Source organism: Streptomyces sannanensis (assembly GCF_039536205.1).
Classification (GTDB): Bacteria; Actinomycetota; Actinomycetes; order Streptomycetales; family Streptomycetaceae; genus Streptomyces; species Streptomyces sannanensis.
Genome location: NZ_BAAAYL010000001.1, coordinates 1,711,426 through 1,733,975, shown reverse-complemented (window position 1 = coordinate 1,733,975; position 22,550 = coordinate 1,711,426). Strand labels below are relative to the sequence as shown.

The 22,550-nt window shown below is 70.3% G+C and carries 21 protein-coding genes and 3 pseudogenes; 17 read left to right on the top strand and 7 right to left on the bottom strand.

What is annotated here, in order from left to right; all coding sequences use genetic code 11:
• Positions 1 to 146: 146 nt before the first annotated feature.
• Entirely contained in the window at positions 147 to 4,829 is a 4,683-nt protein-coding gene (gene gltB / locus ABD858_RS08010) for a glutamate synthase large subunit (protein ID WP_345035486.1), read from the top strand.
• The gene (locus ABD858_RS08005) at positions 4,822 to 6,282 is read left to right on the top strand and encodes a glutamate synthase subunit beta (protein WP_345035484.1); all 1,461 of its coding nucleotides are present in this window, start codon (positions 4,822 to 4,824) and stop codon (positions 6,280 to 6,282) included. Before gltB ends, ABD858_RS08005 begins: the two co-directional genes overlap by 8 nt.
• A 173-nt stretch (positions 6,283 to 6,455) precedes the next feature.
• Here the strand turns inward: ABD858_RS08005 and ABD858_RS08000 are convergent, their stop codons facing one another.
• Entirely contained in the window at positions 6,456 to 8,744 is a 2,289-nt protein-coding gene (locus ABD858_RS08000) for an N-acetylmuramoyl-L-alanine amidase (protein ID WP_345035483.1), read from the bottom strand.
• Between the two features lie 276 nt (positions 8,745 to 9,020).
• Positions 9,021 to 9,905 (bottom strand): chitosanase, encoded by an 885-nt coding sequence (locus ABD858_RS07995; RefSeq protein WP_345035481.1) that lies wholly within the window; start codon positions 9,903 to 9,905, stop codon positions 9,021 to 9,023.
• Between the two features lie 65 nt (positions 9,906 to 9,970).
• Between ABD858_RS07995 and ABD858_RS07990 the strand changes: the two genes are divergently transcribed.
• Both ABD858_RS07990 and ABD858_RS07985 read left to right on the top strand, forming a co-directional pair.
• On the top strand, positions 9,971 to 10,351 hold the full coding sequence (locus tag ABD858_RS07990) for a hypothetical protein (protein WP_345035480.1): 381 nt from the start codon (positions 9,971 to 9,973) through the stop codon (positions 10,349 to 10,351).
• 67 nt (positions 10,352 to 10,418) lie between these two features.
• Complete coding sequence (locus ABD858_RS07985; RefSeq protein WP_345035479.1) at positions 10,419 to 11,165, top strand: VWA domain-containing protein; 747 nt, start codon at positions 10,419 to 10,421, stop codon at positions 11,163 to 11,165.
• Between the two features lie 34 nt (positions 11,166 to 11,199).
• Here the strand turns inward: ABD858_RS07985 and ABD858_RS07980 are convergent, their stop codons facing one another.
• Complete coding sequence (locus tag ABD858_RS07980; protein ID WP_345035478.1) at positions 11,200 to 11,748, bottom strand: DUF1990 domain-containing protein; 549 nt, start codon at positions 11,746 to 11,748, stop codon at positions 11,200 to 11,202.
• Between the two features lie 172 nt (positions 11,749 to 11,920).
• Between ABD858_RS07980 and ABD858_RS07975 the strand changes: the two genes are divergently transcribed.
• Positions 11,921 to 12,301 carry a VOC family protein gene (locus tag ABD858_RS07975; protein ID WP_345035477.1) on the top strand — a complete coding sequence of 127 codons (381 nt, stop codon included), beginning with the start codon at positions 11,921 to 11,923 and terminating at the stop codon, positions 12,299 to 12,301.
• 26 nt (positions 12,302 to 12,327) lie between these two features.
• Positions 12,328 to 12,801, top strand: coding sequence for a hypothetical protein (locus ABD858_RS07970; RefSeq protein WP_345035475.1), 474 nt, complete (start codon positions 12,328 to 12,330; stop codon positions 12,799 to 12,801).
• Positions 12,802 to 12,813: 12 nt separating this feature from the next.
• Here ABD858_RS07970 and ABD858_RS07965 read toward each other — a convergent pair whose 3' ends face one another.
• Together ABD858_RS07965 and ABD858_RS07960 are read right to left on the bottom strand one after the other, a co-directional pair.
• Positions 12,814 to 13,311, bottom strand: coding sequence for an FBP domain-containing protein (locus ABD858_RS07965; protein WP_345035474.1), 498 nt, complete (start codon positions 13,309 to 13,311; stop codon positions 12,814 to 12,816).
• Between the two features lie 146 nt (positions 13,312 to 13,457).
• Positions 13,458 to 13,643, bottom strand: coding sequence for a hypothetical protein (locus ABD858_RS07960; RefSeq protein WP_345035473.1), 186 nt, complete (start codon positions 13,641 to 13,643; stop codon positions 13,458 to 13,460).
• Between the two features lie 138 nt (positions 13,644 to 13,781).
• Between ABD858_RS07960 and ABD858_RS07955 the strand changes: the two genes are divergently transcribed.
• The 5 genes and pseudogenes from ABD858_RS07955 to ABD858_RS07935 all read left to right on the top strand — a co-directional run.
• Positions 13,782 to 14,405 carry a TetR/AcrR family transcriptional regulator gene (locus ABD858_RS07955; protein WP_345035472.1) on the top strand — a complete coding sequence of 208 codons (624 nt, stop codon included), beginning with the start codon at positions 13,782 to 13,784 and terminating at the stop codon, positions 14,403 to 14,405.
• Positions 14,406 to 14,509: 104 nt separating this feature from the next.
• A pseudogene (locus ABD858_RS07950) lies at positions 14,510 to 14,812 on the top strand (acetyl-CoA C-acetyltransferase); the annotation flags it as partial.
• Positions 14,813 to 15,074: 262 nt separating this feature from the next.
• Positions 15,075 to 15,278 carry a cold-shock protein gene (locus ABD858_RS07945; RefSeq protein ID WP_345035471.1) on the top strand — a complete coding sequence of 68 codons (204 nt, stop codon included), beginning with the start codon at positions 15,075 to 15,077 and terminating at the stop codon, positions 15,276 to 15,278.
• Between the two features lie 84 nt (positions 15,279 to 15,362).
• On the top strand, positions 15,363 to 16,817 hold the full coding sequence (locus ABD858_RS07940; protein WP_345035469.1) for a DEAD/DEAH box helicase: 1,455 nt from the start codon (positions 15,363 to 15,365) through the stop codon (positions 16,815 to 16,817).
• Between the two features lie 44 nt (positions 16,818 to 16,861).
• Positions 16,862 to 17,005 (top strand): annotated as a pseudogene (locus ABD858_RS07935) (short-chain dehydrogenase); the annotation flags it as partial.
• Between the two features lie 55 nt (positions 17,006 to 17,060).
• On the opposite strand, the gene ABD858_RS07930 reads toward ABD858_RS07935, so the two are convergent.
• A complete protein-coding gene (locus ABD858_RS07930; protein ID WP_345035468.1) occupies positions 17,061 to 18,560 on the bottom strand; it encodes an ankyrin repeat domain-containing protein in 1,500 nt (499 codons plus the stop codon).
• Between the two features lie 19 nt (positions 18,561 to 18,579).
• Positions 18,580 to 19,488 (bottom strand): hypothetical protein, encoded by a 909-nt coding sequence (locus ABD858_RS07925; protein ID WP_345035467.1) that lies wholly within the window; start codon positions 19,486 to 19,488, stop codon positions 18,580 to 18,582.
• Between the two features lie 115 nt (positions 19,489 to 19,603).
• On the opposite strand from ABD858_RS07925, the gene ABD858_RS07920 reads away from it, so the two are divergent.
• From ABD858_RS07920 to ABD858_RS07895, 6 genes and pseudogenes are all read left to right on the top strand, one after another.
• Entirely contained in the window at positions 19,604 to 20,092 is a 489-nt protein-coding gene (locus ABD858_RS07920; RefSeq protein WP_345035466.1) for a hypothetical protein, read from the top strand.
• A 7-nt stretch (positions 20,093 to 20,099) separates the two neighbouring features.
• Entirely contained in the window at positions 20,100 to 21,122 is a 1,023-nt protein-coding gene (locus ABD858_RS07915; protein WP_345035465.1) for a zinc-dependent alcohol dehydrogenase family protein, read from the top strand.
• A 90-nt stretch (positions 21,123 to 21,212) separates the two neighbouring features.
• Positions 21,213 to 21,439: pseudogene (locus ABD858_RS07910) on the top strand (helix-turn-helix domain-containing protein); the annotation flags it as partial.
• A gap of 24 nt (positions 21,440 to 21,463) precedes the next feature.
• Positions 21,464 to 21,763, top strand: a complete 300-nt coding sequence (locus ABD858_RS07905; protein ID WP_345035463.1) for a chorismate mutase — start codon at positions 21,464 to 21,466, stop codon at positions 21,761 to 21,763.
• 83 nt (positions 21,764 to 21,846) lie between these two features.
• Entirely contained in the window at positions 21,847 to 22,143 is a 297-nt protein-coding gene (locus ABD858_RS07900) for a type II toxin-antitoxin system Phd/YefM family antitoxin (RefSeq protein ID WP_345035462.1), read from the top strand.
• Positions 22,140 to 22,550, top strand: coding sequence for a type II toxin-antitoxin system VapC family toxin (locus tag ABD858_RS07895; protein ID WP_345035461.1), 411 nt, complete (start codon positions 22,140 to 22,142; stop codon positions 22,548 to 22,550). Before ABD858_RS07900 ends, ABD858_RS07895 begins: the two co-directional genes overlap by 4 nt.

Sequence of the window (22,550 nt, the reverse complement as noted above, 5' to 3'; positions counted from 1 at the left end):
TCCCCCACCAGCAACGTCCGCATGCTGGAATGGACTATCCGGTTCCCGGCAATTGCCCCATCATGTGACGTGCACGGACAAATTTCGCAGAGGGCCAACGTCGTCCCTCGGCACCCCCACATGCCACGACGACGACGGGAGAGCCGATGCGTTCCGACGCCTGGTCGCCCATGGACGGTCGCCCTGCGAAGCAGGGAATGTACGACCCTCGCAACGAGCACGACGCCTGTGGCGTCGGCTTTGTGGCCACCCTCACCGGCACCGCAAGCCATCAGCTGGTCGAGCAGGCGCTGACCGTACTGCGCAATCTCGAACACCGCGGCGCCACCGGTTCCGAGCCCGATTCCGGCGACGGCGCGGGAATCCTGCTCCAGGTGCCGGACGCCTTCCTGCGCGAGGTCGTGGACTTCGGCCTCCCCGAGGCCGGCTCGTACGCGGTCGGCATCGCCTTCCTGCCCGAGCAGGACAACGCCGACGCGATCGCGCGGATCGAGGCCATCGCCGCCGAGGAGGGCCTGCAGGTCCTCGGCTGGCGCGAGGTCCCGGTCGCCCCCGACCTGCTCGGCAACGGCGCCCGCGCCACCATGCCGGGCTTCCGCCAGTTGTTCGTGGCTGGGGGCACCCCCCGGACGGGGTCCGGGGGAGGCGAGAGCAGCGGCATCGCCCTCGACCGCAAGGCCTTCGTCCTGCGCAAGCGCGCCGAGCGCGAGGCGGGCGTGTACTTCCCCTCGCTCTCCGCCCGGACCATTGTCTACAAGGGCATGCTGACCACCGGCCAGCTGGAGCCCTTCTTCCCGGACCTGTCCGACCGCCGCCTGGCCTCCGCCGTGGCACTGGTCCACTCCCGGTTCTCGACGAACACCTTCCCGAGCTGGCCGCTTGCCCACCCGTACCGTTTCGTCGCCCACAACGGCGAGATCAACACGGTCAAGGGCAACCGCAACTGGATGCGGGCCCGCGAGTCGCAGCTCGCGACAGGCTTGTTCGGCTCTGCCGACCATGAGCACAGTGGCTCTGCCGACCATGAGCACAGTGGCTCTGCCGACCATGAGCACAGTGGCTTTGCCGGCCATGAGCACAGTGGTGAGGGCACGCTGGAGCGGATCTTCCCGGTCTGCACCCCGGACGCCTCCGACTCCGCCTCCTTCGACGAGGTCCTGGAGCTGCTCCACCTCGGTGGCCGTTCGCTCCCGCACGCGGTGCTGATGATGGTCCCCGAGGCGTGGGAGAACCACGACTCCATGGACCCGGCCCGGCGCGCCTTCTACCGGTACCACTCCACTCTGATGGAGCCCTGGGACGGCCCGGCCTGTGTCACCTTCACCGACGGCACCCAGGTCGGCGCCGTGCTGGACCGCAACGGCCTGCGCCCCGGCCGCTACTGGGTCACCGACGACGGCCTCGTCGTGCTCTCCTCCGAGGTCGGCGTCCTCGACATCGACCCCGCCAAGGTGGTCCGCAAGGGCCGGCTGCAGCCCGGCAGGATGTTCCTCGTCGACACCGCCGAGCACCGCATCATCGAGGACGACGAGATCAAGGCCACCCTGGCCGCCGAGCACCCCTACCAGGACTGGCTCGACACCGGGATCATCCACCTCGAGGACCTGCCCGAGCGCGAGCACATCGTGCACACCCACGCCTCGGTCACCCGCCGCCAGCAGACCTTCGGCTACACCGAGGAGGAACTGCGCGTCCTGCTCGCCCCGATGGCCCGCACCGGCGCCGAGCCCATCGGCTCCATGGGCACGGACTCCCCGATCGCCGCCCTGTCCGAGCGCCCGCGACTGCTCTTCGACTACTTCACCCAGCTGTTCGCGCAGGTCACCAACCCGCCGCTGGACGCCATCCGCGAGGAGCTCGTCACCTCGCTGCACTCCTCCCTCGGCCCCGGCAGCAACCTGCTGGACCCGACCGCGGCCTCCTGCCGCAGCGTCACCCTGCCCTTCCCGGTGATCGACAACGACGAGCTGGCCAAGCTCATCCACATCAACGCCGACGGCGACATGCCGGGCATGAAGGCCGTCACGCTCTCCGGTCTGTACCGGGTCTCCGGCGGCGGCCACGCCCTCGCGGCCCGTATCGAGGAGATCTGCGCCGAGGCCGACGCCGCCATCGAGGGCGGCGCCCGTCTGATCGTGCTGTCCGACCGGCACTCCGACGCCGAGCACGCTCCGATCCCGTCGCTGCTGCTCACCGCCGCCGTGCACCACCACCTCATCCGCACCAAGCAGCGCACCCAGGTGGGCCTGCTGGTCGAGGCCGGTGACGTCCGCGAGGTGCACCATGTCGCGCTGCTCATCGGCTACGGAGCCGCGGCCGTCAACCCGTACCTGGCCATGGAGTCCGTCGAGGACCTGCTGCGCGCCGGTACGTTCATCGACGGCATCGAGCCGGAGAAGGCCATCCGCAACCTGATTCACGCCCTCGGCAAGGGCGTCCTGAAGGTCATGTCGAAGATGGGCATCTCGACCGTCGCCTCCTACCGCGGCGCGCAGGTCTTCGAGGCCGTCGGCCTCGACGAGGCCTTCGTCGAGAAGTACTTCGACGGCACTGCGACGAAGATCGGCGGCGCGGACCTGGACGTCGTGGCCGAGGAGGTCACCGCCCGTCACGCCAAGGCCTACCCGGCCTCCGGTATTGCCCCGGCGCACCGCGCGCTGGAGATCGGCGGCGAGTACCAGTGGCGCCGTGAGGGCGAGCCGCACCTCTTCGACCCGGAGACGGTCTTCCGGCTGCAGCACTCCACGCGTTCGCGCCGCTACGACATCTTCAAGAAGTACACCGAGCGGGTGAACGAGCAGTCCGAGCGGCTGATGACGCTTCGCGGTCTGTTCGCCTTCAGGTCCGACCGCCCGTCGATCCCCGTCGACGAGGTCGAGCCGGTCTCCGAGATCGTCAAGCGCTTCTCCACCGGCGCCATGTCGTACGGCTCCATCTCCAAGGAGGCGCACGAGACCCTCGCCATCGCCATGAACCAGCTGGGCGGCAAGTCCAACACCGGTGAGGGCGGCGAGGACCCGGAGCGCCTGTACGACCCGGCACGGCGCTCGGCCATCAAGCAGGTCGCCTCCGGCCGCTTCGGTGTCACGTCCGAGTACCTGGTCAACGCCGACGACATCCAGATCAAGATGGCCCAGGGCGCCAAGCCCGGCGAGGGCGGCCAGCTGCCCGGCCACAAGGTCTACCCGTGGGTCGCCAGGACCCGGCATTCCACCCCGGGCGTCGGCCTGATCTCCCCGCCGCCGCACCACGACATCTACTCCATCGAGGACCTGGCCCAGCTGATCCACGACCTCAAGAACGCCAACCCGGCGGCACGTATCCATGTGAAGCTGGTGTCGGAGGTCGGTGTCGGCACGGTCGCCGCGGGTGTCTCCAAGGCCCACGCGGACGTCGTCCTGATCTCGGGCCACGACGGCGGCACCGGCGCCTCCCCGCTGACGTCGCTGAAGCACGCCGGCGGTCCCTGGGAGCTCGGCCTCGCCGAGACCCAGCAGACCCTGCTGCTCAACGGTCTGCGCGACCGTATCGTCGTCCAGACCGACGGCCAGCTGAAGTCCGGCCGTGACGTGATCATCGCCGCGCTGCTCGGCGCCGAGGAGTTCGGTTTCGCGACCGCGCCGCTCGTCGTCTCCGGCTGCGTCATGATGCGCGTGTGCCACCTGGACACCTGCCCGGTCGGTATCGCCACCCAGAACCCGGTCCTGCGGGAGCGGTTCTCCGGCAAGGCCGAATTCGTGGTGAACTTCTTCGAGTTCATCGCCGAGGAGGTCCGCGAGCTGCTCGCCGAGCTCGGCTTTCGTACGCTCCAGGAAGCCGTCGGCCACGCGGAGCTGCTGGACACCACCAAGGCCGTCAGCCACTGGAAGGCGCAGGGCCTCGACCTCGCCCCGCTCTTCCATGTGCCCGAACTGCCGGCCGGCGCCGTGCGCCACCAGCTGATCGAGCAGGACCACGGCCTCGCCAAGGCCCTCGACAACGAGCTCGTCGAACTGGCCGCCGACGCCCTCGCCGCCCGCACGGCCGAGGACGCCCGGCCGGTTCGCGCCCAGCTCCCGATCCGCAACATCAACCGCACGGTCGGCACCATGCTCGGCCACGAGGTCACCAGGAAATTCGGTGGCGCCGGTCTGCCCGACAACACCATCGACCTCACCTTCACCGGCTCCGCCGGCCAGTCCTTCGGCGCCTTCGTACCGCGCGGCATCACCCTCCGCCTGGAGGGCGACGCCAACGACTACGTCGGCAAGGGCCTCTCCGGCGGCCGGATCGTCGTCCGCCCGGACCGGGGCGCCGACCACCTCGCCGAGAACAGCGTCATCGCCGGCAACACCATCGGCTACGGCGCCACCAGCGGCGAGATGTTCCTGCGCGGCCGCACCGGCGAGCGCTTCTGCGTCCGCAACTCCGGTGCGCTGGTCGTCTCGGAGGGCGTGGGCGACCACGGCTGCGAGTACATGACCGGCGGCCGGGCGGTGGTGCTGGGCGAGACCGGCCGCAACTTCGCGGCGGGCATGTCCGGCGGTGTGGCGTACGTCATCGACCTCGACCGCGACAACGTCAACGTCGGTAACCTGGAGGCCATCGAGGGTCTCACCGATGCCGACGAGCAGTGGCTGCACGATGTGGTGCGCCGCCACCACGAGGAGACCGGCTCCACCGTCGCCGAGAAGCTCCTCGCCGACTGGTCCGTCGCGGTGAACCGCTTCAGCAAGATCATCCCGACCACGTACAAGGCAGTGCTCGCCGCCAAGGAAGCCGCCGAGCGGGCCGGACTCTCCGAGTCCGGGATCACCGAGAAGATGATGGAGGCGGCGACCCATGGCTGACCCCAAGGGCTTCCTGACCACCGGGCGCGAAGTCGCCAAGACCCGCCCCGCGGCCGAACGCGTCAAGGACTGGAACGAGGTCTACGTTCCCGGCTCCCTGCTGCCGGTCATCGGCAAGCAGGCCGGCCGGTGCATGGACTGCGGCATCCCGTTCTGCCACAACGGCTGTCCCCTGGGGAACCTGATCCCCGAGTGGAACGACTACGCCTACCGCGAGGACTGGCAGGCCGCGAGCGAGCGTCTCCACGCCACCAACAACTTCCCGGAGTTCACCGGCCGCCTGTGCCCCGCTCCGTGCGAGGCGGCGTGCGTGCTCGGCATCAACCAGCCCGCCGTCACCATCAAGAACGTCGAGGTCTCGATCATCGACAAGGCCTGGGACAACGGCGATGTCGCGCCGCGGATCCCGGAGCGCCTGTCCGGCAGGACCGTCGCCGTCATCGGCTCGGGCCCGGCCGGCCTGGCCGCCGCCCAGCAGCTGACCCGGGCCGGCCACACCGTGGTCGTGTACGAGCGGGCCGACCGCATCGGCGGTCTGCTGCGCTACGGCATCCCCGAGTTCAAGATGGAGAAGCGGCACATCAACCGCCGTATCGAGCAGATGCGCGCGGAGGGTACGAAGTTCCGTACGGGCATCGAGATCGGCCGTGACCTGACGGCGCCCGACCTGCGCAAGCGGTTCGACGCCGTCGTCGTCGCCGCCGGTGCGACGACCGCCCGCGACCTGCCCGTCCCCGGCCGCGAGCTGAACGGCGTCCACCAGGCGATGGAGTACCTGCCGCTCGCCAACAAGGTGGTCGAGGGCGACTACGTGACCTCGCCGATCACCGCGGAGGGCAAGCACGTCGTCGTCATCGGCGGCGGCGACACCGGCGCGGACTGCGTCGGTACGGCCCACCGCCAGGGCGCGCTGTCCGTCACCCAGCTGGAGATCATGCCCCGGCCGGGCGACGAGCGGAACGCCAACCAGCCCTGGCCGACCTTCCCGATGCTCTACAAGGTCACCTCGGCCCATGAGGAGGGCGGCGAGCGGGTCTACTCCGTCTCCACCACCCACTTCGAGGGCGACGAGGACGGCAACGTCCAGTGGCTGCACCTGGCCGAGGTCGAGTTCGTCGACGGCAAGCTGAACCGGAAGCCGGGAACCGAGCGCAGGATCCCCGCCCAGCTGGTCACCCTCGCCATGGGGTTCACCGGCACGGACGTCCGGAACGGCCTGGTCGCCCAGTTCGGCCTGGAGCTCGACGAGCGCGGCAACGTCGCGCGCGACGGCGACTTCGCGACGAACGTCGACGGCGTGTTCGTCGCCGGTGACGCGGGCCGTGGCCAGTCGTTGATCGTGTGGGCCATCGCCGAGGGCCGCTCCGCGGCACGAGGCGTGGACCGCTACCTGACCGGCGCCAGCGCCCTGCCGGCCCCGATTCGTCCGACGGACCGCGCACTGACGGTCTGACCACACTGACGGTCCGACCGCAATGACGGTCCGACCTTCACACGTCCCGTACAGCGTCGTACGGGCGGTCGGCCCGGGGCACTCTCCGGGCCTCCCGCAGGAACACGGCGCCTGCCTTCCCCCGTCCCCGACCGGACCGCAGGGAGGGCAGGCGCCGTGGTGTCGGTTCGGCCCTACTTGATGTAGACGAGTCCGTCGGTGGTGACCGTCGGGCGTCCCGAAGTGCCGACGACGACGATCTTCACGGTGTGCTTCGCACTGGTGGACCAGGTCTTGGTCCAGATCGCGTCGCGGAACTTGGTGGTGGTCGACTTGAGGTCGACCGTGCTGACCTTGACCCCGTCGACGTAGACGTATGCCTGGCCCGAGGTGGCGGCCCGGGAGACCACCCAGGCCGCCGAGCGTCCGGTGAACGTCCACGTGAGGGAGGCGTTCTTGGTTCCGCTGGAGTAGGACGCGCCGCCCAGGTAGCTGGTGGACGACTTGGTGCTCCAGGTGCCGGACTTGGTGGCGGCGCTCTCCTGGAGGATCACCGGTGTGAAGCTGCCGGTGGCCGTGCCCGTGTTGCCCGCGATGTCGTACGCGGTCATGTTCCAGGCCGTGGCCACGCCGGACTTGGCGGTCAGTCCGGCGCTGGTCGTCGTGGCCGCGTAGGTGCCGGTGGCCGGGGCGGTGAGGCGTACTTCCTTCAGGGCCACGTTGTCGGTGGCCTTCCAGGACAGGGTGACCGGGACGGCCGTGGTGTTCACGGTGCCGGCGCGCAGGGAGAGGGTCGGCTTGGTGGTGAAGCTGGGGGCGGTGGCCTCCGCGACCACGGTGCCGGCCGCGCTGGTCGACGTCCTGCCCGAGTAGTGCGTGGCGCGGACGGCCACGCTGTGGCTGCCGAGGGCCAGGTTGGTGGAGGCCGAGGTGGCGGAGCCCGCCACGGTGGCCACCGGCTTTCCGTCGACGAGCAGTTCGTACTGCTTGATGAGCGAGGACGGCGTGGTCGCCGACCAGCTCACCGTGACCGCCGACTTGGTGTAGTACGTCGTGCCGGACTTGGCGGCGCTGACGGACTTGACGGTGAGCCCGGCAACCGGGCCGCCCGCCCAGCTGCGCAGGGTGGGCAGTTGTGCGTAGAAGCTGTTGCCCGGGCATTGGGTGTTGTAGCCGTCGCGGTGGCCGTGGATCGTCGGGAAGCTCATCTGAGTTCCCTGCTTCCAGGACTTGCCGAAGTAGTTGGTGCCGTCGGCGCCCGCGGTCAGGGTGGTGGTGCCGTTGGGGTCCACGCCGTACTGGCCGAGCTTCCACGCGGCGATCCGGGCGACCGTGGTCATCGCGGCCTGGGACGGGGCGACATCGGTGTAGGTGCCGAGCACCGAGATACCGGCGGTCTCCGAGTTGAAGCCGTACGCGTGGGCGCCCATCACCGGGCGGTCGATACCGCCCTTGCGGCCTTCGTAGGCCACGCCGCACTTGTCGACGAGGAAGTTGTAGCCGACGTCCTTCCAGCCCAGCGTCTTGACGTGGTACGCGTAGATTCCGCGCACCACGGCCGGGCCGTCGGCGCAGGTGTAGTTGTTGGACTCGGCGGTGTGGTGCACGACCACTGCCTTGACCTTGCCGCCGGGCAGGTATCCGGGATCCTCCGGGCTGATCGACTCGTCGGCGCCCCACTCCGCGCGGGACTTGACCGGCGGCTGCGGCATCGTCGACGGCGGCGCGGGCGGCAGGGTGGCGGGCGGGCTCGAGGAATCCGTCGGCGCCGGGGACGCGTCGCTGGGTGACGGTGCGGGATCCGACGGGGCCGGCTCGCCCGGCGTGGGCTCGGCGGGAGCGGGCTCGCCCGACGCCGACTCGCTCGGTGCGGGATCCGGCGGGATCGGCTCGCCGGTAGCGGGGTCGGAGGGAGCCGGCTCGCTCGACGGGGACTGGGACGGATCCGGTGTTTCGTCCGCCAGGGCGAACGCGGCCGGTTCGATGGCCGATACCTTGCCCTTGCCCGGGTCGACCATGTCCAGCCGGAGTCCCGCGGGCAGTTTGCCGGTGCTCGTACCACCGGAGGTGATGCGTACCTGCACACCGTTCGAGGGGCCGACCCACGCGGGCTCGGTGCCGCCGCGCTCGGCGCCGGACTCGCCCTCCCCGCTGTCGCCGTCGAGTCGCAGCCAGGACGACCACGTGCCGGACTCGGCACTGCGGGTGCGGGCCTCGACCGTGCCCTTGATCCGCGCGTCAGGCCGGGTCCAGGTCACGCCCAGCATGCTGAACGGCTCGGTGTCACGCTGCGCGAGTGATGCGCTGTGCCCGTCCGCACTCGTCTGCAGCTCGGCCGAACGGGTGTCGGCCTTGACCGGCCCGCTCTTTCCGTCGGCCGTGACGCCGTCGTCCCCGCTCCCGGTCACCCCTTGGAACACCAGCACACCGGACAGCCCTGCCACCACGGCTGCGGCCGTAGCCCATATCCGACGAGATCTCATATGGCCCCTCGAACCCTTCAAATCGCCTCAAAATGGGCAAAGGGGGCGCCTGTCTGTCGATCGCGTCGCCCCCTCGAAGGTGAACGTACATCCGGCGCCGAAGCGGTATGGGGGCGGGAGGCCTCGCGATCGCCGCCCAAATCGGGCAGAAGGCGTGCACTCCGGAATCGCGGCCACGCCGAACCGGCGGAGTGTGACCGACCTCACGTCTGCGGCCTGGTTTACATGCGCCCGAGACGGCGTGGTTGCCGCCCCGGAGCGTGCGTTGGGGCCTTTTCAGGCCGAGCGGAACGTTTCTCCGTACATCTGCCAGGTCAGGGGCGCCTTCAGCTCCAGATTGCCGTCGCGCAGGAAGACCCGCTGGGCGGTGTCGATGCGGCTGGTCTCGCGGTCGGACTTCGACTCCTGCATCACCTGGCGGCAGGTGTCCAGGAAGGCGTTGAGGTACGTCGTCTCGTCGCCGCCCTCCGCCTTGGTGTCGGCCTTGGCCATCACGCGCTCGCGGATCTCGTAGAAGCTGTTCCGCTCGGTGCCGGGGCCGTGCAGGACCATCGCGTCGTAGTAGATGAACTGGCCGAGCGTGCCCAGGCCGTCCATCTTCGCGAGGTCGACGGCCGGCTTGAAGTACATGGAGTTGTCCGCCGCGTCCTGTGCCTCACGGAAGGCGGGGATCTCGCTCTCCTTCTTCCATGCCGCGGTGAAGCCGGGGTCCAGCCCCTCGTGCGAGTCCGAGCCGTTGACCTTGCGCAGCGCGGGAAGGTAGCCGGCCAGGCCGTTGCCGGGGTGCTCCTTCGTGTAGGACTCGACGAGGGTCAGCATGTCGAGGGTGCCCGAGCAGAAACCGACGATCCCGCCGCAGTAGCCGTCCCCGTCGCCGCCGTCGTCGATGTGGCCGTACAGCGTGTTCCACTTCCGCGTGGAGTTCTCCGCGGTCGCCACGATCTGCCGCGCCAGCTCCTTCTTGTCGGGGGCGGCGAGGCCGGGCGGCAGGTCCGCTATCAGGTCCTCGGCCTCCTTGAGTTCCTCCATCGCCCGCGTGGCCGCGTTCTGACTCTTCGCATCGGCCTGCGGCTCGTCCGGCTGCGTGGCCGGACTGACGAAGTAGAAGGCGACTGCCGCCAGGGGAGCGAGCGCGAAAATGGGCCAATAGGAACGCTTCATTCGGCACAGCGTACGGGTGGGCGCTCCTGGTTGCTCATCCGGATCGGGCGTGCGGGACCGGTGAGTTGGCCACGGAACGCGGGCGGGGGCGTACGGGTCAGGCCGCGCCGCCGGCCGTCAGGGACGACGTCTTCAGGACCAGCAGCGCGATCGGCAGCGCAATGCTCAAGCATGGGCCCGTACTGCGACTGTGGCTCGGTCATCTGCTGGAGCCCGGGCAGATGCGTGACGTCCTCGGGCATGAAGTCCTCGGGCAGCACCGGAAGTTGCCCGAGAAGATGCGCCGCCGGGCACAATCGGACGCCGAGGGTGCGCAGGGCGGGGCGGCCTGGGCGTACCCCACACTCACCCTCAAGTGGGCCGAGCGGTACTACGCGTCCGAGCGCGACCTCGCCGGCGCCATGCCGGCCGACATCGAGGAACTGGAGCGCGGCAAGCAGCCGTAGTGGCCCAGCGCCGGAACAGGCTTGTGGACGTGCTGGGTTGGACATCGGTGGCGTAACCTCGGCACTCATGTCCACCACGACCACAGGTCATCCGGCGATCAGCCTCCGCAAGATGGAGGAGACCGCGCCCGCGCTCGTCTCCCTTTACAAGAGCGCGGGCGTCTTCCTGGAGCGGCACGGCGCGGCCGGGCAGCGCGCCGCGGTCTATCTCGTCCTCGACTACTCCGGCTCGATGAAGGCGTACTACAAGGACGGCAGCGTCCAGGCCCTCGCCGACCGGGTGCTCGGCCTGTCCGCCCATCTCGATGACGACGGCCGGGTGCCGGTCGTCTTCTTCTCGACGGACATCGACGCGGAGACCGACATCGCCCTGAGGAACCACCGGGGGCGAGTCGCAGAGATCGTGGCCGGCCTCGGCCACATGGGGAAGACCAGCTATCACCTGGCCATGGACGCGGTGATCGACCACTACCTCGACAGCGGGACGACCGCCCCCGCGCTGGTTGTCTTCCAGACGGACGGCGGTCCCATCAACAAGCTCGCCGCGGAGCGTTATCTGTGCAAGGCGGCGAAGCTTCCTCTGTTCTGGCAGTTCATCGGCTTCGGTGACCCGCACAGCAGGCAGTTCGACTTTCTGCGCAAGCTCGACGAACTCGCCGTCCCGGCGAAGCGGCCGGTCGACAACGCCGGCTTCTTCCACGCCGGTGCGGATCCGTGGGCCGTCTCCGACGCGGAACTCTACGACCGGCTGGTCGGCGAGTTTCCGGCGTGGCTGGCCGCGGCGAGGGCGGCGGGGATCGTCGGTTCTGCCTGAAGTGTTCCGCCCGGCCGGCCTGCGGGCCGGGCGGCTAATCTGCCGACGTCGCGAGGCGTCGCAGCACCTTTCCGCAGCGGCGCGCGTACGCCCGCTGGAGCGCTCTGGCCAGCGGTCCCGCGGCTCGGGCCCACCAGGCCGCGGGGCGGCTGAACGCGGTCACGGTCAGCCGGACGCCACCGTCGGCCGCGGTTTCCACGACGAAGGACTCCTCGCCGCACTCGGGGTGCCCGGGCAGCGTGCCGTAGGCGAATCCGGTGCGACGCTCTTCCGTGACGGTCCACACCACCAGGCAGGGGGCCTCGATGCGCAGCGGCCCCGCCGCGAGTCCCACCACCACCCGCACCCCGGGAGCCGCCACAGGGGCGTCGGCGGTGATCGTGACACCGACGGCCCGGTGCATGCGCCAGGTCAGCACGGCGTTCCCGGCGGCACGCTGGACCTCGGGGCCGTGCCCCAGCAGGACACGTACCTGCAAGGGCCGGAACCCAGGAGGGCAGTGGTTCTTCCGGGTGCTGCCCACGTCCGGGTAGGTGAGTTCGCCCGGCTGTCTGTTCGCCGGCTCATCTGTCGGTCCGTTCACAGGTTCATGGCATCACAAGGAAGCCGGTACCGGCACCGGCCACCGGTTGTCGGCACCGGCCACAGGCCAGCAGGCAGGTCGTCGTCCGGCGCGTTGGGCGAGAGGCTGTCGAAGCCTCGTTCCGGGGATTCTCGCTGGACGGCCGAGCTGCACCGCGGACATAGTGGCGATCATGACTTCTCTGGTGCGGCACGTGCCCGTCGACTGCGCCGACGCGTACGAACTCGGCAGCTTCCGGGCCAAGGTGTTCGACGCTCTGCTGGGCGACGACGACGAGCCGGGGGACGAGGAGGCGCTGGTGCACGCGCCGGGGGTCGCGCTGCTGTTCGTCACCGTGCCCGATCCGAAGACCGTGAAGAATCGCGTGCACCTGGATCTGCAGCCGCAGGACCGGACCCGGGACGAGGAGGTCGAGCGGCTGCTCGCGCTCGGAGCCACGCTGGTGGCCGATCGGCGGAAGCCGGACGGCACCGGCTGGGCGGTGATGGCGGCCCCTGAGGGCAACGAGTTCTGCGTCGAGCGCGGTATTGCCGAGAGGGTGGCCAGGTCCTGAGGCATCGGTCGGCAGAGGCAGGCGCTGTGGAGGTCACCGTCCAGTGGATCAGGACGTCCTGGACCAAGGCATCTCGAGGAGGACAGGCCGCCGCTCGCAGAAACGCGGTCCCGGTCGGCTTCACCGTCCCGCAGCTTCCGTGCTCCTTCGCACATGTCGTCCGTATGCACGAGCGAGACGCGTTCGCCCCGCGTGTGGGGCGGGAAGAGCCGAGCCGGGTCGACGTGCAGCTGAGAGAGGCCGGCGGGCGGCTGCGGGTCCTGCCTCGAGTGCAGCCTCTGTTCGCCATTCCTCCGCGGCCGCGGCGGCCTCCGGCAGTGTGCCTCGTGCCGGGCCAATGGGTGCGCTGGCAGCTCAACTACCGTTTCAGCAGCGCAGCGGGGATGCGGGGCTGGTCGTACTGGCTGGACACGTTCAACATCGCCTACGGACCGGTGAACGCCGATGTCTTCTTGTCGGCGCCCACCGTCGTCATCGATGAGCAGGGACCGGTTCGGTAAGTCCTTGCCGGCTCATACGAAGAGCTTGTCCACGAAGGCGGACAGCTTGGTCCTGGTGCGTTCGATCTGCTCCTCGACCGTGAGGGACTCCTCGAAGCGGCCTCCGGGTGCCGGGGTCTTCTTCCCGCGTACGTACAGGGAGCAGGCCAGGTCGGTGCAGATGTAGACGCCGACCGAGTTGCCCTCCCGACCGGCCAGGCCCGCTTTGCGGGCGGTCATCAGGGAGACGCCGTTGCCGGGATGTGTGGTCAGGCACAGGGAGCACATGCTGCGGTGCAGATAGCCGCGCTGGTTGGAGGGGAAGCGGAGCGCCACGCCGATGAGCCGGCCGTTGTCGCCTTCGGTGACGATGTAGCTGCGGTCCGGCGCGCCGGGGTCGCGCCACCCCAGGAAATCCAGGTCGTCCCAGGGCGTCTCCGCCAGATCCCGTGGCACCGTCAGACGCTTGGCCTCGCCCTTGGAGCAGTTGATGAACGATGCGCGGATGTCCTGCTCGTCGATCGACTTCATGGTGGTGGACGCTAACAGCGCCCATGAATGAGGAGCAACGCATATCAGGTGTGAGCCTAGAGGTCCTAGGTTCATGCCTGTCGGACTTGGGTCATGCGGGCCCAAGGAGACCAGTGGACCCGAGGAGACCGGAACATGACTGAGCTTCATCCGCCGATCGAGCCGTACTGACGCGTGCTGCGGCCGGTCGCAGTCGCGGGATGCATACCCTGCCGGCCGTGCCGCGCGAGGTCGAGGGCGTCGGTGACCAGGACCGCCTCGACGGCCGCACCGAGCGCCTCCGCGTCCTCCGCCTCATCGTACGCAAAGCTGGAGAGGCGGCTGCCGACCACACAGAGTCAGAGTGTCCACCACACGCTGATGAGGTGTGGCCGATGCCGTCGTCTTCCTGGCGAGCGCGTACTCCTCACTACCTGACCGGCGAGACGGTCTCCGTCAGCAGCCGGCACGCCTGGGCGGAGAATGACCGTGTGCCGACGAAAAGCAGCAGCAAGAAGAAGACCCAGGTGACCGCTGCGCCCGAGCGCCGCCGCGAACTCCTCGACACCGCTGCCGAGGTGTTCGCCGCACACGGCTACAACGCCACCACCGTCCGCCGTATCGCGGACGAGGCCGGCATGCTCGCGGGCAGCCTCTATTACCACTTCGACTCCAAGGAGTCGATGCTCGACGAGATCCTCTCCAGCTTCCTCGGCGAGCTCTGGGCCAGGTACGACGCCGTGCTCGGCGCCGGGCTCGGGCCGCGGGAGACCATCGAGGCGCTCGTCACCGAGTCCTTCCGGGAGATCGACCGGCACCGCGCCGCCGTCGCCATCTACCAGAAGGAGTCCAGGCACCTGGCCGCGCAGCCCCGCTTCCACTACCTGGCCGACTCGCAGCAGAAGTTCGAGCAGGCCTGGCTGGGAACGCTGGAGCGCGGCATCGCCGCCCGGGTCTTCCGCGCCGACCTGGACATCCGGCTCACCTACCGCTTCGTGCGTGACACCGTGTGGGTCGCCGCTTCGTGGTACCGGCCGGGCGGACAGCACAGCCCCGAGGAGATCGCCCGCCAGTACCTCTCGATGGTGCTGGACGGCATCGCCGCACGAACGTAATCCCCGTCCTGTGCGAAGGAGCAGCAGTCATGGCCGAGGCCTGCATCGTCGAAGCGGTACGCACTCCCGTCGGACGGCGCAAGGGCGGCCTCGTGGCCGTTCACCCCGCCGACCTCGGGGCGCATGCCTTGAGGGCCCTGGTCGCGCTCTCCGGCATCGACCTGGTCGAGATCAACGAGGCCTTCGCGCCGGTGGTACCGGCCTGGCTGGAGGAGACCGGCGCGGACCCGGAGAAGGTCAATGTCAACGGCGGCGTGATCGCGCTGGGGCACCCTCTGGGCGCGACCGGGGTGAAGCCGATGACGACACTGCTGCACGAACTCGAGCGCAGGGGCGGACGGTTCGGCCTCCAGGCGATGTGCGAGGGCGGGGGCCAGGCGAACGTGACGATCATCGAGCGGCTGTAGCCGGCGGCTGGTTGATCGATTCATTCGTCCGTGCCTTCGGGTGCCGCACTGTCGTGTGCGTCACGGTATTACGGCCGTGGCGCGCACCTGTGCTACGGTCGACGACGTTGCATTTGTGGTACCCATGACTTTATGTGCGCCCGACTGGAATGTTCCTCGGGCGCATTATCGTTTTCCGGCATTTCCGGATGGGGCTCATTGCGCGACAGGAGATCCGTAATCCGCGGATTTCTGGCACCGCCCCTTCATTAAGGAGAATGTCATGGCCAATGGAACCGTGAAGTGGTTCAACTCGGAAAAGGGCTTCGGCTTCATCGAGCAGGACGGCGGCGGCCCCGACGTCTTCGCCCACTACTCGAACATCGCCACCCAGGGCTTCCGTGAGCTGCAGGAGGGCCAGCGGGTCTCCTTCGACGTCACGCAGGGCCAGAAGGGCCCGCAGGCGGAGAACATCCTCCCCGCCTGATCGCGGACGCATACTCCGCAGCCGGGACCCGCGCCGTGAAGGCGCGGGTCCCGGCTTGCGCTGTTCCCAGGAAGGCATTTCCGAATGACACGCTCAGAACGCCCGGCCCGCCCTGCCCGAAAGCGCCCCTCGCGGGCCCGCGCCGAGGGGCCGGCCAAGGCATCGGCCCGGAATTCCGCAAAATCGCCGAAGCGCAGGGCCGAGCCCACGGCGCAGGTCGATTTCGCGCTGCCGGAGAGCACCACCCCGGCGCTGCCCGCCGTCGAGGCATTCGCCGACCTGGACATGCCGGCCGCGCTGTTGAAGACTCTTGCGGCCCAGGGCGTGACCGAGCCCTTCCCGATCCAGGCCGCCACGCTGCCGAACTCCCTCGCCGGGCGGGACGTCCTCGGCCGCGGGCGCACCGGCTCGGGCAAGACCCTCGCCTTCGGCCTGGCGCTGCTGGCCCGTACCGCCGGCCGGCGGGCCGAGGAGCGGGCGCCGCTCGCGCTCGTCCTGGTGCCCACGCGGGAGCTCGCGCAGCAGGTCACCGATGCCCTCACTCCGTACGCGACGGCGTTGAACCTGCGGCTGGCCACGGTCGTCGGCGGCCTGTCGATCACCAAGCAGGCGGCCGTGCTCAGGCGCGGCACCGAGGTGCTCGTGGCGACGCCCGGTCGGCTGAAGGACCTCATCGACCGGGGCGACTGCGTACTCGGCCACGTACGGACCACCGTGCTGGACGAGGCCGACCAGATGGCCGACATGGGCTTCCTGCCGCAGGTCACGGCCCTGCTCCAGCAGGTGGAGCCGGAGGGGCAGACCATGCTCTTCTCGGCCACGCTGGACCGTAATGTGGACCGGCTCGTGCGGCAGTTCCTGACCGATCCCGTGGTCCACTCCGTCGACCCCTCCGCGGGCGCGGTGACCACGATGGAGCATCACGTCCTGTACGTGGCGGACGAGACCGACAAGAAGGCCGTCGCCATGCGCATCGCGGCGCGCGACGGCCGGGTGATCCTCTTCCTGGACACCAAGAGGTCGGTGGACCGGTTCACCAAGCGGCTGCTGGCGAACGGTGTACGGGCGGCGGCACTGCACGGCGGCCGTACGCAGCCGCAGCGCAACCGCACGCTCGACCAGTTCAAGACGGGCCGTGTCACCGCCCTGGTGGCGACCAATGTCGCGGCCCGTGGCATTCACGTCGACGACCTGGACCTGGTCGTGAACGTCGACCCGCCCGCCGACCACAAGGACTATCTGCACCGGGGCGGCCGCACCGCCCGGGCCGGCGAGTCCGGGAGTGTGGTGACCCTGGTGCTGCCGGACGAGAAGCGGGAGATCTCCCGGCTCATGGCCGACGCGCAGATCACGCCGCAGACCACGCGGATCAGGTCCAGCGACGAGGAACTCGTCCGGATCACCGGCGCACGTGAGCCGTCCGGGGTGGCCGTCACCATCGAGGTCCCGCAGCCGGCGGCGCCGGCGAAGCCGAAGTCCGGGCCCGCGCGGAGGCCGGGCGGTCGCAGCCGTGGCCGACGCGGCCGCCCTGCCGGCTGAGGCGTCAGTCCACCAGCAGGTCCGGGAGGCGGACGCCGACGCGCGCGGGCGTGAGCGGCCGCGTCTTCGAGGCGGAGGCCGGCCGGATCACGGTCATGGAGGGCCGGCGCCCCGGCCCCACCGCGGACAAGGGGACCTGCCGGCCCCCGACGGCGGCGGGCGAGGCAGCGCGGACTCCCTCGCGGTGAAGTTCGGCCGACTGGTGCCGGCGGCGGGACGGCGCGCCTGGTAGCACTCTCGCGCTCAGCGCCTCCGCGGTGTCACCGACTCCAAGCGCCGCCTGAGCCGCTCGTCCTCCATGTACTCCAGGGCCTGCACGGCCGTGGAGTGCGCATAGCCGTCCGGATCCTCCTCCACGAGAATCCGGACCAGCGCATCGACGGCACGCGGATCCTGACGCATCGCCAGCCCTCGTGCCGCCTCCGCCTCGGTGTCCACGTCCTCGTCGTCGAGCCGGGCCGCCAGCGCCTTGCGGATCTCCGGGGTGTCGGCCTCGACCGCCGCCAGGCACAGTGTGGCCCAGTCCCTCACCCGGTCGTCCGTGTCCTTGCTGAGCGCGATCAGCGCGGCGATGCCCTCGGCGTGGTCGCCCGGGACCAGCCCGTGCAGGGCGAGCGTCACCCGATACCGCACCTCGGGGTCCGGATGGCCCGCGTGCCGCAGGATCTCCGGCAGCGCGACCGGGTCACCGTGGTGCCCGAGGGCCAGCACCGCGGACTGGATCAGCTCCGGGTCGCGGGCCTCCCGGGCCAGCTCCCGCAGCAGCGGCAGCGACCGGGCCGCGAAGGGCTTGCTGTCAATGCCGAAGCCCAGCTGCGCCAGTACATCCGCCGCGAAGATCTGCCGCAGCTCGTCACCGCTGTTGAACCACGCCGCCGCGGCCCGGAAGGTGTCCTCGTCGCCGCGGCGCTCCAGGACGCTCACGACCTCGGTCCAGTCGTCGTCGGTGGGGTCCGCGTGCCGCATCGCCCGCTCGGCGAGTTCGGCGAAGGGGGTGTGCATGTGCAGCCTGTCCTCCAGCAGCGTGGCGATGGCCGCATGCCCGGTCTGCTGCTCGCGGCCGGCGACGGGCCGGCCTTCCGCGTCGAGCAGTTCGACGATGACGGTCCAGCCGCCGTCCTCCGCGACGCGCCGCACCACCGTCTCGTAGGGGCCGCCGGGGTGGGTGACCGCGAGCCCTTGGCGCATCTCCTGCTCCACGTCGAGCGTGAGCCACCGCCGGGCCTCCGTCAGCGCCTCCTCCAGCCCGCGCGCCCCGTTGTCCAGCATGGTCCTCACACAACTGGGGGAGCCGCGCCGGGCGGCCAGCACCAGCGGCGGCTCACCGCCGGGGCCGGGCAGATCCGGATCGGCGCCCCCGAGTGCCAGCAGGGAGTCGATCACCCCGGCATGCCCCTCACGTACGGCCCAGGTCAGGGCGGTGACCCCGAACTCCTCGCGCAGGTCGGGCCTTGCCCCCGCGGCGAGCAGCGCCCGGACCGTCTCGTCGTGTCCCCAGCACGCGGCCGCACACAGCGGCAGTTGCGTGGCGTCCACGCCGCCGGCCCGGTCGGGGTCGGCGCCCGCGGCGAGCAGCAGCCGGACGATGCCGGTTTCGCCCTCCACCGCCGCCAGGTACAGGGCGGTCTGTCCGTCCTCGTCGGTGGCCTCGGCCGGTACGCCCGCCCGCAGGAGCCGTACGACGGCATCGGTGTCGCCTTCCCGCACCGCCTCGAACAGGTCGGTGGTCCGCTCTTCGCTCATGTCTCGACCTTTTACCTGATCATGTGTCGCAGTCCAGGACGGCACGGCACAGCGCGCACCGCGCCCGCACCCGCCCGCGCACCGGGACACCGATGCGCTGGTGGCAACAGGGGCACGGAAAGGTGACGCGCAGCCCGTCCGGGCCGCCCTGGAAGCGGTACGGCGCGCCGGGTATCGCCCGGGAGTTCTCGTCGACCAGCGCGAACCGGCGGTCCCTGGCGTAGGTGCGGCGGCCGGACCGTCCGGCGGCGGTCAGTGGCTGCTGCCGCTTGTCCTGCAGGGCCCGGTCGCGGCCCTTGAGGTAAGCGGGCCAGGCCTGCGGGCTGGTGAACCAGGGCGAGGGGTCCTCGCCGAAGACGAGGGCGCGCTTGGCGAGGACGTACCCGAACTCCTCGGGGGTGAGGTAGCCGAGCTTCTGGCTGGTGAGGCTGTCCTCGCGGTAGGCGTCGAGCAGCAGCCAGCCCGCGCCGAGATAGGCGGTCACGGTGTCGGTGAGGATCTCGTTGGGCCGGGCGCCGGGGAAGGCCAGGTCCAGCCGGTGCAGCAGCACATGGGTGATCTCATGGGCGAGGGCGGCGCCGATGTCCCTGCGGTGGGTGCGGAAACGGTCGTTGAGCTCGATGAAGTACTCGGGCCCGGCGGCGAGTTCGACGGAGGCGGCGTGGTGCATCTCGCGGAAACTGACGATCATCCGGGCGTCGGGCAGCCGCAGATGCCGTACCAGCGCACGGGCCACCCGCTGGGCGCCGAGGTGGAGGTCGTCCTGGTCGGAGAAGGCCACATCGGCGGGCGCGATGCTCATGTCATAGGCGCGTACCCCGTCGCAGGAGAGGCGCCTGTACAGGCCAGTGATCGCCGACTGCACGGTGTCGAGATGCGGAAAGCCATGGAGTACATCACTGCCGTTCGCCACGTCCGCACCCCTCATACGTCCGACGGTGAACCGGATTCCACTGTAAGCGGATCCCCGGCTCCCCGGGCCGGCCGGAAGTCCAACAACTGTCCCTCCTTTGTCCACAGGCCCGCACACGCCGCAACGTGAGGTGCGCCGGACAACGTGGCTCGGCGAGCCGGGGAACACCTGGGAGTACTACAAGGTCCTCAAGCAGACCGGGGGTATCGAGTGGTCCCCGGACCAGGACGCCTCGGCCTGGACCCGCTTCAACCTGCTCGCCTACCACCAGCAGATCCAGTCCGTTCAGCACCGCATCGACCGGTCGGCCCGCTGCTGGATCGACCCGGCGGATTTCGCCGAACACCACGATGTGGTCGAACGCCAGGTCACGGCCCTCCACGACGCTGCGCTGGTCGGCCGTGTCCGCTACCAGCGCTCCGAGAACCTCAACAACCAGCAGGCGATCCGCGACATCCGCGCCCTCACGGAGGCCGACCTGCTCCAGCCCGTGGGCAACACCAAAGCCCGCTCCTACGTCCCGGGCCCCCGTTTCCCCGCCCAGGTCCTCGAAGAGGCCCACCGCCCACTACGCCTAACGGACCCGTACGACGGCCGACGGCCGTGCCGGTCCGCATGATGGACTCATGCGGACCGACACGAACGCCGTCGTATGGGTGGTCGAGCGCCCCGGACCCATGGACTCCGCCCCCTTGCGGAAGCTCACACGCCCGGTCCCGCCGCCCGGCCCCCACGAGCTGCTGCTGGAGGTGCTGGCCTGCGGGGTGTGCCGCACCGACCTCCACCTCGCGGAGGGCGACCTGCCGCCGCGCAGGCCGCGGTGCACCCCCGGCCACGAGATCGTCGGCCGGGTCCTGGCCGCCGGGGGAGCCGTCGAAGACTTCGCCCCCGGCGACCGGGTCGGAGCCGCCTGGCTGGCCGGCACGTGCGGCGAGTGCCGCTACTGCCGTACCGGCCGGGAGAACCTGTGCCCTCGCTCCCGCTACACCGGCTGGGACATCGACGGCGGCTACGCCACCCACACGCTCGTCGACGCCCGCTACGTCTACCGGCTGCCTGCCGGCTGGTCCGACGAGGAGGCCGCCCCGCTGCTGTGCGCGGGCATCATCGGATACCGCGCGCTCCAGCGGTGCGACCTGCCGCCCGGCGGGCGCCTCGGCATCTATGGCTTCGGCGCGTCGGCCCACCTCACCGCCCAGCTCGCCCTCGCCCGCGGGGCCACGGTGCACGTCGTCACCCGTACCCCGGAAGCCCGGGCGCTGGCACTCGAGCTGGGCGCCGCCTCCGCCGGGAGCGCCACCCCTCCCGAGCCCCTGGACTCCGCCATCCTCTTCGCTCCGGCCGGCGAGCTGGTGCCCGTCGCCCTGGAGGCCCTGGACCGGGGCGGAACGCTCGCGGTCGCCGGCATCCACCTGACCGACGTCCCCCGCCTCGACTACGCCCGCCACCTCTTCCAGGAACGGACCCTGCGCAGCGTCACGGCGAACACCCGCGAGGACGGCCGCGCCTTCCTCACCGAGGCGGCGGAAGTCCGCCCACGCGTGCATCTCACCCGCTACCCGATCAGCCGAGCCGACCAGGCCCTCACCGACCTGGCCCACGACCGGATCACCGGCGTGGCCGTCCTCACCCCCGACGTCGGCCCGTGAGCAGGTCTTCGGGTCACGCGATCTCCCGAGGATCTTGTGCCGGGCCGTGATCCGCGTCATGGCCGTCGGTGAGCGCGGTGAGCAGTTCAGCTCGGCATCCGCCTCGGCCGTGCCAAGGAACTCCTCGCCGCCACCGAACTGCCCGTCGCGGCGGTCGCGCGCCGCTTCGGCTACAACGATCCTGCGTACTTCTCCCGCCTGTTCGCCTGCCGCGTCGGCACCGCCCCGTCCGGTTCCGCGAACAGCAGGGCCGTACGGTCCCAGGCGGCTGGAGCAATCGGATCCCGGATCCCGACCACCCGCCGACCATCAACCCCGGGACCCACGTAAGCTCGTCGGACATGAACGGGATCGACCCGGCCGTCCAGGCCGAACTGCAGCGCCTCCGCGACAGCATCGACAACATCGACGCGGCCCTGGTCCATATGCTGGCCGAACGCTTCAAATGCACCCAGCAGGTCGGCCACCTCAAGGCCCGCCACGCTCTGCCGCCCGCCGACCCGTCCCGCGAGGCCCAGCAGATCGCCCGGCTGCGTGCCCTCGCGGAGAGCGCCAAGCTCGACCCGGCGTTCGCCGAGAAGCTGCTGAACTTCATCATCGCGGAGGTCATCCGCCATCACGAGACGATCGCGAATTCCTGAGGGGTTGGGGAGTTCGTCGCTCGTACGGGCGAAAACGACGCACGCTGGTGGAAAGCGCCGCACGCTGCTTCTAGCGTGGTGCCATGACCACGAGAGTGCCCATCAGGCAGCTGCAGCAGCACGCCAGTGAACTCATCGACCGGGTCGCTGCCGGGGAGCGCGTGGAGATCACCCGCAACGGCAGGCTCATCGCGGTGCTTGCGCCGCCGGACCCGGAACAGCGGGTGCTGGAGGACCTCATCCGCACGGCCACCGTGGACCCGGACAACGCACGCTCGGCGCGCGGTCTCGGCGACTGGCAGCCGCTGACCCCTCGCCCCGGGGCGCCGACGCGGCTCTCAGAGGTGCTGCTGGCCATGAGGGAGGAAGAGGACCGTTGATCTACCTCGACTCCTGCGCGCTGATGAAGCTGGTCGTCGCCGAACCGGAGACCGCGGCCCTGCGGACCTTTCTGTCGGCGCGCGCGGCCGAGGGCCACGTGACCTCGGCGCTCTCCCAGACCGAGGTGGCCCGCGCACTGGTAAGGGCAGCGGCCGACCCGGAGGTGGGAGACGCCGCGGAGGACATGCTCGACCGCGTGCTGCGCATCCGGATCACCGATCCGATCCTCCGTGCCGCCGGGATGTTCTCGCAGCGCCGTCTGCGCAGCCTCGACGCGATCCATCTCGCGAGCGCCGAACACCTCGAACAGGCACTGACCGCGTTTGTCACCTACGACAAGCGCCTGGCCGAAGCTGCCGCCGAGCGGGACCTCCCCGTGGAGTCCCCCGGCGCTCAGCGGCGCTGA